The organism is Bradyrhizobium lablabi (assembly GCF_900141755.1).
Classification (GTDB): Bacteria; Pseudomonadota; Alphaproteobacteria; order Rhizobiales; family Xanthobacteraceae; genus Bradyrhizobium; species Bradyrhizobium lablabi_A.
Genome location: NZ_LT670844.1, coordinates 5,110,217 through 5,123,087 on the forward strand (window position 1 = coordinate 5,110,217; position 12,871 = coordinate 5,123,087).

General features: G+C 58.3%; 17 protein-coding genes. 8 read left to right on the forward strand and 9 right to left on the reverse strand.

Features of this window, described 5'->3' with window-relative positions:
• Positions 1–107: 107 nt before the first annotated feature.
• The 4 genes from B5526_RS23805 to B5526_RS23820 all read right to left on the reverse strand — a co-directional run bounded on the left by B5526_RS23805 (position 108) and on the right by B5526_RS23820 (position 4,950).
• Positions 108–350, reverse strand: coding sequence for a hypothetical protein (locus B5526_RS23805; protein WP_079542229.1), 243 nt, complete (start codon positions 348–350; stop codon positions 108–110).
• Between the two features lie 67 nt (positions 351–417).
• Positions 418–1,716, reverse strand: coding sequence for a glycoside hydrolase family 130 protein (locus tag B5526_RS23810; RefSeq protein WP_079545256.1), 1,299 nt, complete (start codon positions 1,714–1,716; stop codon positions 418–420).
• A 37-nt stretch (positions 1,717–1,753) separates the two neighbouring features.
• Positions 1,754–4,039 (reverse strand): glycosyltransferase family 4 protein, encoded by a 2,286-nt coding sequence (locus B5526_RS23815; protein WP_079542231.1) that lies wholly within the window; start codon positions 4,037–4,039, stop codon positions 1,754–1,756.
• Complete coding sequence (locus tag B5526_RS23820) at positions 4,036–4,950, reverse strand: class I mannose-6-phosphate isomerase (protein ID WP_079542234.1); 915 nt, start codon at positions 4,948–4,950, stop codon at positions 4,036–4,038. The genes B5526_RS23815 and B5526_RS23820 overlap by 4 nt, the downstream gene beginning before the upstream one ends.
• 598 nt (positions 4,951–5,548) lie before the next feature.
• On the opposite strand from B5526_RS23820, the gene B5526_RS23825 reads away from it, so the two are divergent.
• The 4 genes from B5526_RS23825 (at position 5,549) to B5526_RS23835 (ending at position 6,874) form a co-directional block, all read left to right on the forward strand.
• Positions 5,549–5,866, forward strand: coding sequence for a hypothetical protein (locus tag B5526_RS23825; RefSeq protein ID WP_079545258.1), 318 nt, complete (start codon positions 5,549–5,551; stop codon positions 5,864–5,866).
• A 164-nt stretch (positions 5,867–6,030) separates the two neighbouring features.
• Positions 6,031–6,276 (forward strand): hypothetical protein, encoded by a 246-nt coding sequence (locus B5526_RS39115; RefSeq protein ID WP_079542236.1) that lies wholly within the window; start codon positions 6,031–6,033, stop codon positions 6,274–6,276.
• Between the two features lie 13 nt (positions 6,277–6,289).
• Positions 6,290–6,535: a hypothetical protein gene (locus B5526_RS37860; protein ID WP_154071418.1), complete on the forward strand. Its 246-nt coding sequence runs from the start codon at positions 6,290–6,292 to the stop codon at positions 6,533–6,535.
• 33 nt (positions 6,536–6,568) lie between these two features.
• On the forward strand, positions 6,569–6,874 hold the full coding sequence (locus B5526_RS23835; protein ID WP_079542238.1) for a GlsB/YeaQ/YmgE family stress response membrane protein: 306 nt from the start codon (positions 6,569–6,571) through the stop codon (positions 6,872–6,874).
• Between the two features lie 181 nt (positions 6,875–7,055).
• Here B5526_RS23835 and B5526_RS23840 read toward each other — a convergent pair whose 3' ends face one another.
• The 4 genes from B5526_RS23840 to B5526_RS23855 all read right to left on the reverse strand — a co-directional run bounded on the left by B5526_RS23840 (position 7,056) and on the right by B5526_RS23855 (position 9,480).
• The gene (locus B5526_RS23840; protein ID WP_079545260.1) at positions 7,056–7,733 is read right to left on the reverse strand and encodes a Crp/Fnr family transcriptional regulator; all 678 of its coding nucleotides are present in this window, start codon (positions 7,731–7,733) and stop codon (positions 7,056–7,058) included.
• A gap of 115 nt (positions 7,734–7,848) precedes the next feature.
• On the reverse strand, positions 7,849–8,124 hold the full coding sequence (locus B5526_RS23845) for a hypothetical protein (RefSeq protein ID WP_079542241.1): 276 nt from the start codon (positions 8,122–8,124) through the stop codon (positions 7,849–7,851).
• Between the two features lie 328 nt (positions 8,125–8,452).
• Positions 8,453–8,656 carry a hypothetical protein gene (locus tag B5526_RS23850; protein ID WP_154071419.1) on the reverse strand — a complete coding sequence of 68 codons (204 nt, stop codon included), beginning with the start codon at positions 8,654–8,656 and terminating at the stop codon, positions 8,453–8,455.
• 563 nt (positions 8,657–9,219) lie between these two features.
• Positions 9,220–9,480, reverse strand: coding sequence for a hypothetical protein (locus B5526_RS23855; RefSeq protein WP_079542245.1), 261 nt, complete (start codon positions 9,478–9,480; stop codon positions 9,220–9,222).
• 231 nt (positions 9,481–9,711) lie between these two features.
• On the opposite strand from B5526_RS23855, the gene B5526_RS23860 reads away from it, so the two are divergent.
• Together B5526_RS23860 and B5526_RS23865 are read left to right on the forward strand one after the other, a co-directional pair.
• Entirely contained in the window at positions 9,712–10,032 is a 321-nt protein-coding gene (locus B5526_RS23860; RefSeq protein ID WP_079542247.1) for a hypothetical protein, read from the forward strand.
• Positions 10,033–10,415: 383 nt separating this feature from the next.
• Positions 10,416–10,652 (forward strand): hypothetical protein, encoded by a 237-nt coding sequence (locus B5526_RS23865; RefSeq protein WP_079542249.1) that lies wholly within the window; start codon positions 10,416–10,418, stop codon positions 10,650–10,652.
• Positions 10,653–10,732: 80 nt separating this feature from the next.
• On the opposite strand, the gene B5526_RS23870 is transcribed toward B5526_RS23865, so the two are convergent.
• Complete coding sequence (locus B5526_RS23870; RefSeq protein ID WP_244562045.1) at positions 10,733–11,011, reverse strand: DUF1488 domain-containing protein; 279 nt, start codon at positions 11,009–11,011, stop codon at positions 10,733–10,735.
• Between the two features lie 485 nt (positions 11,012–11,496).
• Between B5526_RS23870 and B5526_RS23875 the strand changes: the two genes are divergently transcribed.
• Together B5526_RS23875 and B5526_RS23880 are read left to right on the forward strand one after the other, a co-directional pair.
• On the forward strand, positions 11,497–11,883 hold the full coding sequence (locus B5526_RS23875; protein WP_433994594.1) for a response regulator: 387 nt from the start codon (positions 11,497–11,499) through the stop codon (positions 11,881–11,883).
• Between the two features lie 73 nt (positions 11,884–11,956).
• Positions 11,957–12,736: a sensor histidine kinase gene (locus tag B5526_RS23880; RefSeq protein WP_079545264.1), complete on the forward strand. Its 780-nt coding sequence runs from the start codon at positions 11,957–11,959 to the stop codon at positions 12,734–12,736.
• Positions 12,737–12,871 lie beyond the last annotated feature (135 nt).

Genomic DNA, 12,871 nt, shown 5'->3' on the forward strand with positions numbered 1-12,871 from the left:
CGGGACGCGAGGACTCGCATTCAAGACTGTGCGCCCTTTGTTGCCGAATAGCTATGCATTAGTTGGGTCTCGGCCTGACCCATATCGCAACCACCGCGACCAGGATGTCAGTCGAAGGCAGAAGGAAGTTGGCCGTTACGGAAGATGACCGTAGGCTCGTCGTCATAATCGCCCATCTCTGGATCGCCGGTGGACGAGAAGGCAACGACACCGAGTTTGCTCAACGCCAATCGCTCAGCGGTTCGGACAGCGCCTGTTGCCGATTTGCAAGCTATCGGAGCATCGGCCTTAAGGTTTCCGCCTTTACCGGCGTTGAATGATTGCACGAAATAACTGGTTTCGCGGGCCATAACGTCTCCCAAATGTCAGTCGTCGAAGTCATGCGCACATCGCGCGTAGCCCCGGCCGAGATGGCAATCAATTTTTCATCGCTTGCATCAGCGCTGAAATCTTTATCGTCGCGAAATTGGAGAAGGTGTCCGACACCGCGTACGGCAGAATGATCTGGTCGTTGTGCCGCATCGCCCCGCAGGTATAGACGACGTTGGGAACGTATCCTTCGCGCTCGGATGGTTCAGGTCGCAGCAACGGCTCGCGCGAGCGCGCAAGCACCTTGGAGGGGTCGCTCTTGTCGAGCAGCGCCGCGCCGATCGAGTATTTGCGGACCGGGCCGACGCCGTGCGTCAGCAGTAGCCAGCCTTCATCGAGTTCGATCGGCGACCCGCAATTCCCGATCTGAACGAACTCCCAGGGAAATTCCGGCTTCAGAATGGCCTCACCGCCGTCCCATGTGTAGAGGTCGTCGGAATAGATCAGATACAGGTTCTCGTTATCCTGCCGCGCGATCATGGCGTATTTGCCGCCGATCTTGCGCGGGAACAGCGCCATGCCTTTGTTGCCAGCCGCCGCACCCTTCAGGGGCGTCATCCGGAACGAGGTGAAATCGCTGGTCTCGATCAATTCCGAACGGATCGCCCGTCCACTGTAGGCGGTATAGGTCGCGTAATAGGTCTTCCGATCGCCATCGCGGAATTCGACAAAGCGGGCATCCTCAATGCCGTTGGATTGTGATTCGGTAACCGGAAAAATGACGCGCTCGCTGAGTTCCTCGTCGGAATTGAACGTCAACTCGATACAGTCGCCTTCGGGTCCGGTTACACGGCGGCTAATCCGGGGGCTCGAAGCAAGGCGAGCCGTCGGATCCACGGTCAGGCTGCCGTCGGCAGCGATGGCGCCGACCCGAAACGTCAGTGACGACACATGCCCTTCGCCTGTCGCACGCAGACTGAGAATGAAGCGCAAGCCGCCTTTCGGCGCGTCCGACTGGTCGGGGTGCGGCACGATAGAGGGGTTGAACAAGGCCGAGGCTTCGAACGAATACTCGTGAAGAAAATAAGCGCCGATCAGCTGGCGCTGGACGGTGGAAAAGGTGCCGTGAGCCGACAACGCCTGTTCCATGACGTCGGCGCGGGCCTCGAACGTCGCCAGCAGGTTGCGATGCCGGCCCTGGAAATTTTCCAGGACATCGGCGAGCTGGCCGGTAACGGCTTCGGAATCGAGGGCGAGAACCCGGTCGACGATATGGTTGGCGCGGGTCTTGTCGGTCGGGTTGAGATCGCGCGGTTCAGTCGCCGGCTTGAACGGACGCACGATCACCCGCGCGGGGTCGGGACGCAGATAGAGCGCCTTTCGATTCAGGAAGGTGGTGGCTTGCAACAAGTTGCCCTCGGCTCGCTGGAGTGGGAGGTGAAATTCAGGCGCCCACGGCAAGAAGCGCCGCAGGTTTTGTCAGGTTGGAGTTGACGCGCGCAAGCTGTCGAATCTCCGCAAGGCCAAGGAGATAGGACAAGACTGACTCGCCGCCGCGATTTTCGTTGGCGCGATCGGGATGCAGTCCGTCGCGGCAACCGCCTGTGCGCGGATCGACCAATGCGACGGACAGGTCGTTGCTGCCGAGAAACCACCCGAAGACGCGGGTTGCGATGGCCTTCCATTCCGCATCGCCCTCGGCCCGCCAAGCCGCAAGGCAGGCAGCGATCGAGGCCGTGGCTTCCACCGGCTGCTGGTCATAGGCGCGGGGAGGTTGCCGCCGCTCGCCGAAGCCGGCGGTGCCGATGGGGCGGAAATGACCTCCCGATGCCGTTTGTTGCGTCATCAGCCAACGCAGCGATCTCAATCCGGCATCGACATAGGCGGGGGTTCGCGTTGCCATGCCTGTCACCATCAAGGCCTGCGGCAAGCGCGCATTGTCGTAAGCGAGCCCTTCCTCGAACCAAACCCAGCCGGGTAATTCGACGGAGGCGAGAATGGTCATCAGCCTCTCGGCAAGAACGTGTCGGACTTCGCCGGCATGAAAATCGTTTGGATTGGTCGCGCAGTAAGCGTCCAAACCGAGCAGCGTGAAGGCCCATGCGCGGGGCGAGTGAAACGCTTCCGCGGTGGGAAGCGCCTCGGCAAACAGGGATGCCGCCCACGATCGGCGCGACGGATTGGAGTCGCTGCGGGCGCACTCGCCCAAGGCCCACAGGGTCCGCCCGTGGCTGTCTTCGGAACCACTGTCTTCGAGCCAGGCTCGATTGAAGCCCATGAAGTTGCGGAAACGTCTTGTGTCGGGATTCCACGCATGCTGCACGAAAGCAGCAAAGCGGGCCGTCAGAACCTCGGAAAGGCGCTGCTCGCCCGGATTGTTGAGCGCGCAGGCCAGCAACAGCGCGCGGGCGTTGTCGTCGACGCAATAGCCGTGCGAGCGATCCGGTACCGAATGCACGGCATGCTGAAACAGTCCGGTATCGTCGCACATCGACAGGAAATGGCCGATTTGCATGTCGGGCGCTGCCGGGCTGCGTGACTCGGGGGACGCCGTGTCGGAGCGCGCAACGACCTTGATCCAGTGACCTTGCCGCGCATGTTCGAAGGCGGACACGTAACGCTCGGCGGCGCGTTCCCATGTCATCGTTCGGCTGACCGCATAGGCGCGCCGGCACGTCACGTGTCGGCGGGCATCGTCTGTAAGCAATTCCGCGATTTCGTGGCCGGTCGCCGCCGCGTCGCCAAAGGGGACCAGAACGCCGCGTCCATCAGCCAATAGCTCGTTGGCGTGCCAGTAGGGCGTCGAGACGACCGGCTTTCCCAGTCCAAAGCTGTAGGCCAGTGTACCCGAGGTCATCTGCGCCTCGTCGAGATAGGGCGTGACATAGACGTCGCACATCGAAATGAATTCGAGCAGCGTGGCCTGATCGACGAATTGGTCAAGGAACACCACGTGGTCTTCGACGTCGAGCTCACGCACGCGTGCGAGCAGGCTTTCGCGATAGGCCTCGCCCTGGTCCCGCACCAGATTTGGATGCGTTGCGCCGAGCACGACATAGACCGCATCCGTGCAGCGTTTCAGTATCGACGGCATGGCGTCGATCATGACCTCGATACCCTTGTTGGGCGACAGCAGGCCGAATGTCAGAACAACCGACCTCCCGCTAAATCCGAGCTTGGCCTTCGCCGCATCAGGCCCGACAAACGCAACGTCAGGAATGCCGTGCGCGATGATCTCGATCTTGTCGTCCGGCACCTGATAGACGCTGCGCAGCAGCTCACGGCCCTTGTTGGCCATCACCACGACCTTTGACGACGCCTCGACGATGCGCTCCATGACCGCGCGTTGAATGGCCGTCGGCTTGGCCAACACCGTGTGAAACGTCGTCACCACCGGCATGGTGAGGCGCGACAACAGCACGAGGATGTGGGCGCCAGCTTCGCCACCGAAAATGCCGAATTCGTGCTGCAGGCACACGGTGTCGAACCGGCCAGCGTTCAGGAAGTCTGCCGCGCGTATGTACTCTTCGATATTGTCGTCCTTGATTTCAAAAACGACCGCCGGAGGATAATCGTAGGCTTGACCGCGATCGGTCATCGCCACGATAGAGGTTTCCAGGTTCCGGTGTGAAGTCGATATCGCCTGCTGCAGGTCAGTGGTAAAGGTTGCTATCCCGCAGCGGCGCGGTAGCGAATTGCCGATGACGGCGATACGGCGGAGCGGCGTCATGTCTGCACCTCGACAATCTCGTTCGATTTCGGTGAGTACACCGCCGTTCGCGCTCCACCATCTTGCAGCAGAGAAGCAATGGGATCGGGTCCCGGATACGCGACCAGACCGCTCATCCCGTCGGGTCCAACCTCGATGCCGGTTCGATCAGCCTCAATAAACATGGCGTCACCCACGGTCGTATCGGTCAAGGCGATGCGCCCGCTCCCCTCAATCACAAGGATCCAGGTTTCCCGATCGGTATTGAGTGCCCAATTCGAGTTCGGCGAGAGATCGATCCGCTCAAGAACGAAATGCTGGCTTGCGATGAGCATCGTGCGAGCGGCGGTGAGACGTCGTGGACCGGGCTGAGCCTGAAGTGGCCCCGCGTCGGAAACAGCGACAGCGCTGTCTTCGTGCAGTTCGCGCCGCCTCCCATAATCGAACAGGCGGAACGTCGCATCGCTGTACTGTTGAATCTCGGCGAGCACGATACCAGCGCCGATCGCGTGGATCGTGCCGGCGGGGACGAAGATGACGTCGCCTTTCTTAACGGCACGCCATTGCGTGAGACTTGCAATCGAGCCATCCCTGATCGACGCGCGCAAATCCCGCGGCGTGAGGTGCCGTTTCAATCCAACGGCTACCCGCGCGCCGGGCGCGGCGAAGAGGATGTACCATGCCTCGGTCTTGCCGTTCGGCAGGCCGATCGAGCGCGCGAAGGCATCGTCCGGATGAACCTGGACTGACAAAGGCTCACTGGTGAACAGTAATTTCAGCAGCAAGGCCGGGCTCGGCGCATCTTGATCGACGCGCTGAAACCACAATTCTCCGATTGCGTCATTAGAGCCGTCAATGCCGCTCCAGGGATGGAGATCGGCGACCCCCCAGGGCTTGCGCACGACCCGCACGGAGGCATGTTCAATGGCCATAGCTTGTCCTGACCCGTCACGCGCATATCGAAGCGATATGCCGTTGGTCGATACCGTCCATAAGTTTTGGCGTGGCTAAGGCGTAGCGTTTTCGGGAGACGCGCCGTTGCGGCGATCCAATTACGCTAACTGATCAGATGGATACTCAGATGCCCGATAGCAACCTCTTGCGGGTTCCTAAAGACCGTAGCGTTCGTATTTTGCCGGAAATGAGCGAAATGACGGGATAATGGAGCCGCACGGTCGTCGAATGGCTCGTTATCGCGCTGACACGGTCGAGCGTTCATGCCGACGAACGTCAGCCAGAGAGCTGAACGGCCCCAACAGCTTAAAGTTTGTTCTCTATCTTGGATTGTATATTTGGCTTGGAATTGAAAGCGAAATAGTGCCCGTAAAATCGCGCCGATCGGCGGCCACCGCCGAAGCTTTCAACCGTGTTCGCGTCAAGTCATCAGGCCAATTTCAAATATAAGTTGTATTCGCCGGAACTCTTTGTCGCTGGGGCGGTTGTGAATTGATCCCCGAGCGCGGCGGGATCGGCTGGCAGCCACAATCGGCAGGCCGTTGAAATTTTCATCCACCCCGCTTGGAGGACATCATGAACAAGATAGCAATCTCTTTCGCAGTGGGCGCAGGTGCGCTGTTCGCAACTGCCGCCACCGCGGCACCACTCACTGCCGATCTATCGGTAACTCAGGACAGCAACATCCAGAACGTCCGCATGGTATGCGACGAAAACGGCCGTTGCTGGCGTGAACGCCGTGATCAGCGCGTCATCATCCGCGACCCCCGCGACTCCTACGGGTACGACGCTCCTCGCGAGCGCTACATCGAGCGCCGTGGCTATGAAGAACGTGGCGGTATCGGCATCGACGTTCCCGGCGTGAGCGTGGGCATCGGCACCGGCCGCTACTGAGGACACATGCAAAAGTCCGCGGAGAAATCCGCGGCTTCTTTTGGAGGCGACGCTCAGCGCGACGGCCCGAGCAAAGCCCCTTGTTAAGAGCGCAAGTGGAAATAACAGAACCAGGACCGGAACGATTGGCCTTCGGTGCAATCGTCCTTTGAATTGGAAATCAATTGATCAAAGCGCTCTCGGCCATCGCAATTTCTGCCTTCATTGCGGCGGCCGTGTTCATACTCCCTGGATTTGCCCCACAAGTCGAAGCTGGAGCGCCGGTCGCCCTCCAGAAGAGCAGCCGGCTCGTTATTCATACCGTCGATCGCGGCTGTACCAAGCAGACCTGGCCCAACTTCAGTGCCCCATGCCTGCATGGTAATGGCGCGAAGCTTGAGCCTCGCTTTGTCAGTGCTGATCGCGGCTAACCGGAAGACCTTCATGACCAGCCCAGCTGTTCGGAATGATATTCAAATCGACCGAGTTTGCAGTGCCGCCATCTGCGAGGAAATAGGTGATCGGCTGCGTATCAGCCTGCAAGGCGAGCCCGAGCGATTGCCGCAACATATGATGATGCTCGTCGAGCAAATGGCGCAGAACGATTGCGTCTTCGCCGTAGTTAGCAACAAAAGCGAAACCGCACTAAACCGATCAAATTTATACAGACAGCAGCAGATCAGCTTGTAATGCTGCGTCTGAACCAAAATACGGAGGTGACAAATGAATATGTCGAGTGAAAGCCTGTTGGTCATATTGTTTGTGGGTCTCGTTGCAGGCTGGTTGGCAGGTCAAATCGTGCGAGGGACCGGCTTTGGGATCATTGGTGACCTCATTGTCGGTATTCTGGGCGCCTTTATCGGGAGTTGGTTGTTGCCTCAGCTGGGCATCCATCTCGGTATGGGAGTGATCAGCGCAATCATCAACGCTACCATCGGTGCGATATTGCTGCTGCTTGTCGTGCGACTGTTTCGAGGTGGCGGCGGCTGGGGAAGCAGGTGGAGCGGTGGCTGGGGTCGGCGATGGTGACGCGGCAGCAGGTGCTGTCAGGACACCCGTTCTGTCGAACTAGAATAATCTGCCTGGAACCAATGTCGCCAGCCCAGCTTGGTGGTGGGCTACCGGATGCCAATGCGCCCCCAGGCATCCGATGAAATGACGGCCCCCGCATGTACCCCCGTGCTGGGGCCGTTTTCTTGTGATCTTGTTTCTAGTCACGCTCTCTTAGCAGGGGCTTCTCATGCAAAACTGCACTCAACAGCGAATTGTGGACCTCGATATGCCCGTTGTAGCTGATGAGGCCCAGCTTGCGAAACTTGTTCATGAAATGGCTTACTCGGGATCGAGTGGTGCCGACCATCTCCGCCAGCGTTTCTTGACTGATATGCGGACTGATCGGCTGCGGACTGCCTTCCTTACCGAAATTCGCGAGCAGCAAAAGCAGCCGCGCAAGCCGCCGTTCACTCGAATTGAATAGCTGGTCGATCAAATCCTCCTCAATCCGGCTGTTCCGGGTCAGGAGATAGGTCATGAATAGCTCCGAAAATTTCGGCTCATCCTGAATAGCCGCGATCATCGCGTCTTTCGTGATTGACGTGATGACGCAATCCTCTATCGCTGTTGTCGTCGCGATGCGTAGCGGATGACCATTCATGCATCCTTCGCCAAAGAACTGCCCGGGCTCTAGAATTGCGACGACCGCTTCCTTGCCCTGCTCAGACACGACAGTAAGCTTGACCTTGCCCCTTTGAATGTAAAAAACCGTGTCCGCGACATCGCCTTGCTCGAACACGTGCTGGTTCTTGTGAAATTCGAGGATCGTTTTCCCCGTGCCCACCTTGGCGAGAAAGATCTTGGGGTCAAACATGTCCCTGGTTGGCTTACCCATGGGAGCCTCCTTTGGCTCGACGAACTTGATCGACTTTGGTTGGCTGCCAAGCGCCAACCCTACTTTTGCGCGCCTACTTTGGCACTGGCGGTGAGCTGCTGCTCCCATCAGGTCATCATTTACGGCGCTTGTCCCGTTTCGCAGAGATTACCCCCTGATTGTCAGCAGTTCTACGGAGAACCCCCGCTTTTTTCAGCGCGTCGTTTCGCCGCGCGCCGGGCGACATCGCCTGGGCTTCCTCAAGCGCGTCAATCGCCCTCGCGTGCAGGCTGCGGCTGTCGCTCACCAGATCAGTTGCGATGGTGACGATATGAGTGTGACCGCACTTGGGGCAATCAAATGTGCGGATGTCGAAGTTGGATGACCCCCGCGCAACACGCGCCAGATGCATCCTTGCATCGCATTTTGGGCAGCGCCGCCGCTGACTGGCAATGAGGGGCATCACAGGACGAGGAACAAGTTTTCGGCATCAACCGTCCCACGTGTGGGCGTCCAACCAACCCTTGTTCTTAAAGAGTCTACGAAGCGACGCGGCGGTCTGTAGAAGTTGATTCCGCCTCGGACCCCTTGGAAGGGATCGGGCAAGACGCAGAACGTCGCGTCGTTTCTCGACAAGGTCCGAGATTTTGTAACGCAGTTCGAACGGCGGCTTGAGATCGGCAGAGGGGGACAATTTGCGACTCCGAGTTTGAGACGCGTCCTATGGTCTTGGATCGCCGTCAGCCTGTTACTTTCAGCACGCCGTTGGGCTGTTCCGGCATCAGCAAATTTTTCATGTCTGCAGCAGCGCGAAGTTGTTCGGCTCTTCTGATGGCTTGGGATCGCAACGATCCCTGCGGTAAGTTTTTTGCGTTCGCGAGAGCCTCGGATGCCCGGGCTGCCCAGTCGTGAATATCAATATCGCTGCGCGTCAATCTTGTCACGTCATCGTCCTTACTCTGGCGCTCGCAGGTCGCTGTGCTCCCAGCCGACAGCATCGGACTTCATCGGGTCAGCGCTTACCTGGGCCTCATGAATAAGGCCGCATTCAGTGCATCTCAGTGTCCAGTGCTCAAAGCCGGAACGAGCTGCGGTAACGCGCTGGACCTTCATGCGCGACTCGCATCTGGGACAACGAGGCCGTGCTGCCGCGCGGGGGGAGAGGGTGGACGTTTGCGGATCTGACATGCATGCTTCCCGTTGAATGGCGGGAGCATTTACCGAACTCTCAGTCACCGGAAACTGCCAAGGGCGGGTCGGTGATAACGTAGCTTGCGCCCTTCCCGGTGTGGGGTGCTGGTCAATATTGCTCACTCGAGCTCAAAAAATGCCCTGCACGAGCGCGTCGGGCTCCGATGCAGGGTTGAGAAAGTCGGGGGTCAGTTTCGACGCAAGTGACACGCGTTCAATGTAGCGAGTGAGCGGCTTGCCGTATGGCAGCATAGTTGGCGGGGCGGGTCAGTAGTTTTGTCGGACCAATGAACCCGCCCCTCGCGCCGTCAGTTCATTACTTGCAAGTTTTGTCAGCCGTCAAAGCTGTTTCTGCTGATGCCTGTGTCGGATGAGCCGCACCGATAACCTTCATGCTGCCACCGGCCGCGGGCTGGATATTGACCACTTGACACTTCATCGTCGCGGTATCCTGAGCCAGGTAGAACGAGGAAGCGCCTGATGGCGGCGCTTGACCGACAGTTTTGGCCGGCTCAGCGGCGAATGAAGTTGTTGCGAATGCGAGAATAGCGACCGTCGCTAAGAGAATCTTCTTCATGGTGTCTACCAGTTGTCGTGTGTCCAGTATTGGACACGGAGCAAATAGAGTCAGCCGATAAAGGTTCCAGCGATACTGGATTTGTTTTTGTACCCAACCGAAGATTGGAGTCTTTCTTCTGAGTCGAAAGCGCTCGCATCGCGCGATTAATCGCATTCGCGGGTCGGTTCCTGGAACCAATGGCTAGCGAGCCTCTTGGTTTCCTGACACAATCACTTTTGGAGAAATGCTATGAACAATCTCGCGATCTCTCTAGCAGTCGGCGCAAGTGCGCTTTTCATGACTGCTGCTTCCGCTGCACCGCTTTCCGCGGATCTATCACTCGCACCGGAGAGCAACATTCAAAACGTTCGCATGGTCTGCAATGAAAACGGCCGTTGCTGGCGCGAACGCGGTGAACGCCGTGTCATCATCGGTGAGCCCCGTGATTCATACGGATACGCTCCTCGTGACCGTTATATCGAGCGCCGCGGCTACGACGAAGAGCGGGGCGGAGGTATTGGTTTCCGTGCTCCTGGCGTGAGCGTTGGTATCGGCACCGACCGCTATTGAGTTCCAAAGAGAACCCCAGAAGCTCTGCGGGCACCCCCGGCACGACTAGCATGGTACGCTTGAGATTGGTCCGACCGACTTTGTTCGGTCGGGCCCGTTTGAGGAAAAAAATGGATGACCTTTTCAGCGCCATGCTTGTTCTGGCGTTTTCTTCTGTAATGCTAGTAGCGGGACAACAGTACCTTTCTAGAAAACCCGAAATTACCGCCGCAACCTCTGCTCCGCGACCGCACGTTGCCGCCTTAGTACGCCAGCATACGTGCGGTAGCGCTTTTACCTAGCTGTGCTTGGCGGTGGCCATCATTACGGCTGGGGCCTCGAAAGGCAGTGCTCTTATATTGAGGAGGGCAGTGATTAGATAGGGGGCAACCCAAGGAGTTGCCATGAAAAAACCACTGACGATACCGGACGAGCCGCAACCCCGTAACGTCACACGCGCTGACCTTGTGATGACCGAGGGCTATGGCTTGCAAGTCGATGGCCGGATGAAGACGGTATTTCCGACGTTTGAAGCGGCTCAGAAAAGGGCAAGGGATCTCAAGGCCGAGTTTCCGATGCTCCAGGTCAAGGTGTACGACGCTGCGGAAAAGAAATTGCTGGAATTGTCGCCGACTGAGTGATGCTATCGGACCATCAAAATTGACCAGACTGACCCGACTGGCAAAAGCGAACGTCGCTGGCTCTAGCGCAGGCAATTGTTTCAAAAATTAGCGGCAACCAGATCATAAGAACCTCTGCTTCCGCGAACATAGATCTTGGCTGCGGCGGCACATATCAAATCACGATTGGAATCGAAGGCGTTCAGAAAACCCGACTCATCGGGGCGGGCATCCGGTTGAATTCGCTTCAGTGCATCTTCGGCTATAAAAAATGATGCCTCTATCGCGCTATCGTGTCCCCAAAATCGCACGGCACGCCGCGTTTGGTCATATGAACGACTGTGATTTGGAAAATCAATCACGTGGTTGAGACTGATCAAGACGTCGCCGGCCCACGACCGTTGTTGCCGGGACTGCGAGCGGCGAACCCTCCTTGTCGAACGCGCGTTGCAACGTTCGCTCGGTCGCAACAACAATTCGGCCGGTTGGCGACTTGAAGCGTTCAGCCCACTGCCGTTCAACGCGGCGATGGACGCTCAACGGATATTTGGCACTCATTAGGTTAACCTCGCTGACACGCTTCTGCGTGTTTCATAGATATTCTAACGCATTACCTAAGTGCTAAGTTCCCCTTTACGAGCTGATGGTCTGAGCTCGCCCCCGCGCTGGGGCCGCTTCTTTTGGCGGTGGAGTCGACTCCCCGACGGACTGGCAGCATTGGGCCTGTCGTTGCACTATTGTTAAGCTAATCGGGATCAAACGGGCTATGAGATGCTTGTCTCGCTGTTCGTAGCCATTCTGAGCCAACCGATTTTGAACAATGGCACGGGCTGATTTCTTTCGCTCCTGTTCGAAAGCGCCCGTCATGATGGTCCTTGATCATTCGTCTATCCCCGCAGTCGTTCTCGTCGTCGAAGACGAGATGCTGCTGCGCATGCGGGCGGTCGACATGGTGGAAGACGCCGGTTACACCTCGCTCGAGGCTGTGGATGCCGATGCTGCCTTCGCCATCCTCGAATCCAGGTCCGATATCGCACTGCTATTCACCGACATCCAGATGCCGGGCAGTATGGACGGATTGAAGCTCGCTCACGCGGTGCATCAGCGTTGGCCGCCGATCAAGATCATCCTGGTATCCGGGCAGTTAAGGCTGGCCAACATCGATATTCCGCCCAATAGCCGTTTCTTCGGAAAGCCGCTCCAAGCCAAGGAAATGATCGCCGAAATGCAGGACATGATCGGCGAAGCCTGATGTCACCGCAACACCGGGCGCGATGTCCTCAAAAGATATGAGCGGAACCGGACAGATGGTGTTATCTGTGGGCATGCTCAGAATTGACCGGGACCCCCCTGACTTGACGGCCGACCCGACGCTTCCGCAAGAGTTTTTGGCTGCAGAAAATGTCAGTCTGCGGCTGCTGCTGACGCAGGCCGAACTCGATGCTCAAGCGCTGCTTGCTCAGGCCGGCATCGACGCCAGGGAGCGCGAGGCGTCCGACAAGCTGCAAAAGCTGATCCTGGAAGAGCTGCACCACCGCATCAAGAATACGCTCGCGACCGTGAGCGCCATTGCCTCCCAAAGCCTGCGCAATGCCCCGAGCACCGAGCACGCCCAGCACGCCATCGAAGGCCGCTTGCTGGCATTGGGCCGGGCGCACGATCTGCTGTTGCAGGCGCGATGGACCAGCGCCGACCTCGGAAAAATTGTCCGGGGCGCGACGGAGGCTTTCGACAATCCGGATTTGCCGAGGTTTTCAATCGACGGACCCGGCATCCTGATCACCTCGGGCGCCGTGATCGCCATCGCGATGACGCTCAATGAGCTTTGCACCAACACCACGAAATTTGGCGCGCTGTCGGTACCGGCTGGCCATGTCGCCATTGCCTGGACGGTCGAGGGATCGGTACCGCGGTTGCATCTCACCTGGAGCGAAAAAGACGGCCCAATGGTTCAAGCCCCGACCAAAAGGAGTTTTGGCACGCGCCTGATCGAGACGCTGGGCAAGCAGCTGAAGGGCGAAGTTCAACTGACCTACGAGCCCAGCGGCTTTGTCTATGCGCTCGACGTGCCGCTTTCGTCCTTGACGTCCCCAGCGGTCGGATAGCTGACCGCGGGCCTCCGACGGATGCCGCTTGCGCGGATAACTGACTGAATCAACGAAGTAATTTCAAGCTCGTTAGCCCACAAAGGCCGGGGGCGGAAGAAGGCCGCTGATCCATCGTTCACGCGCGATTGAACC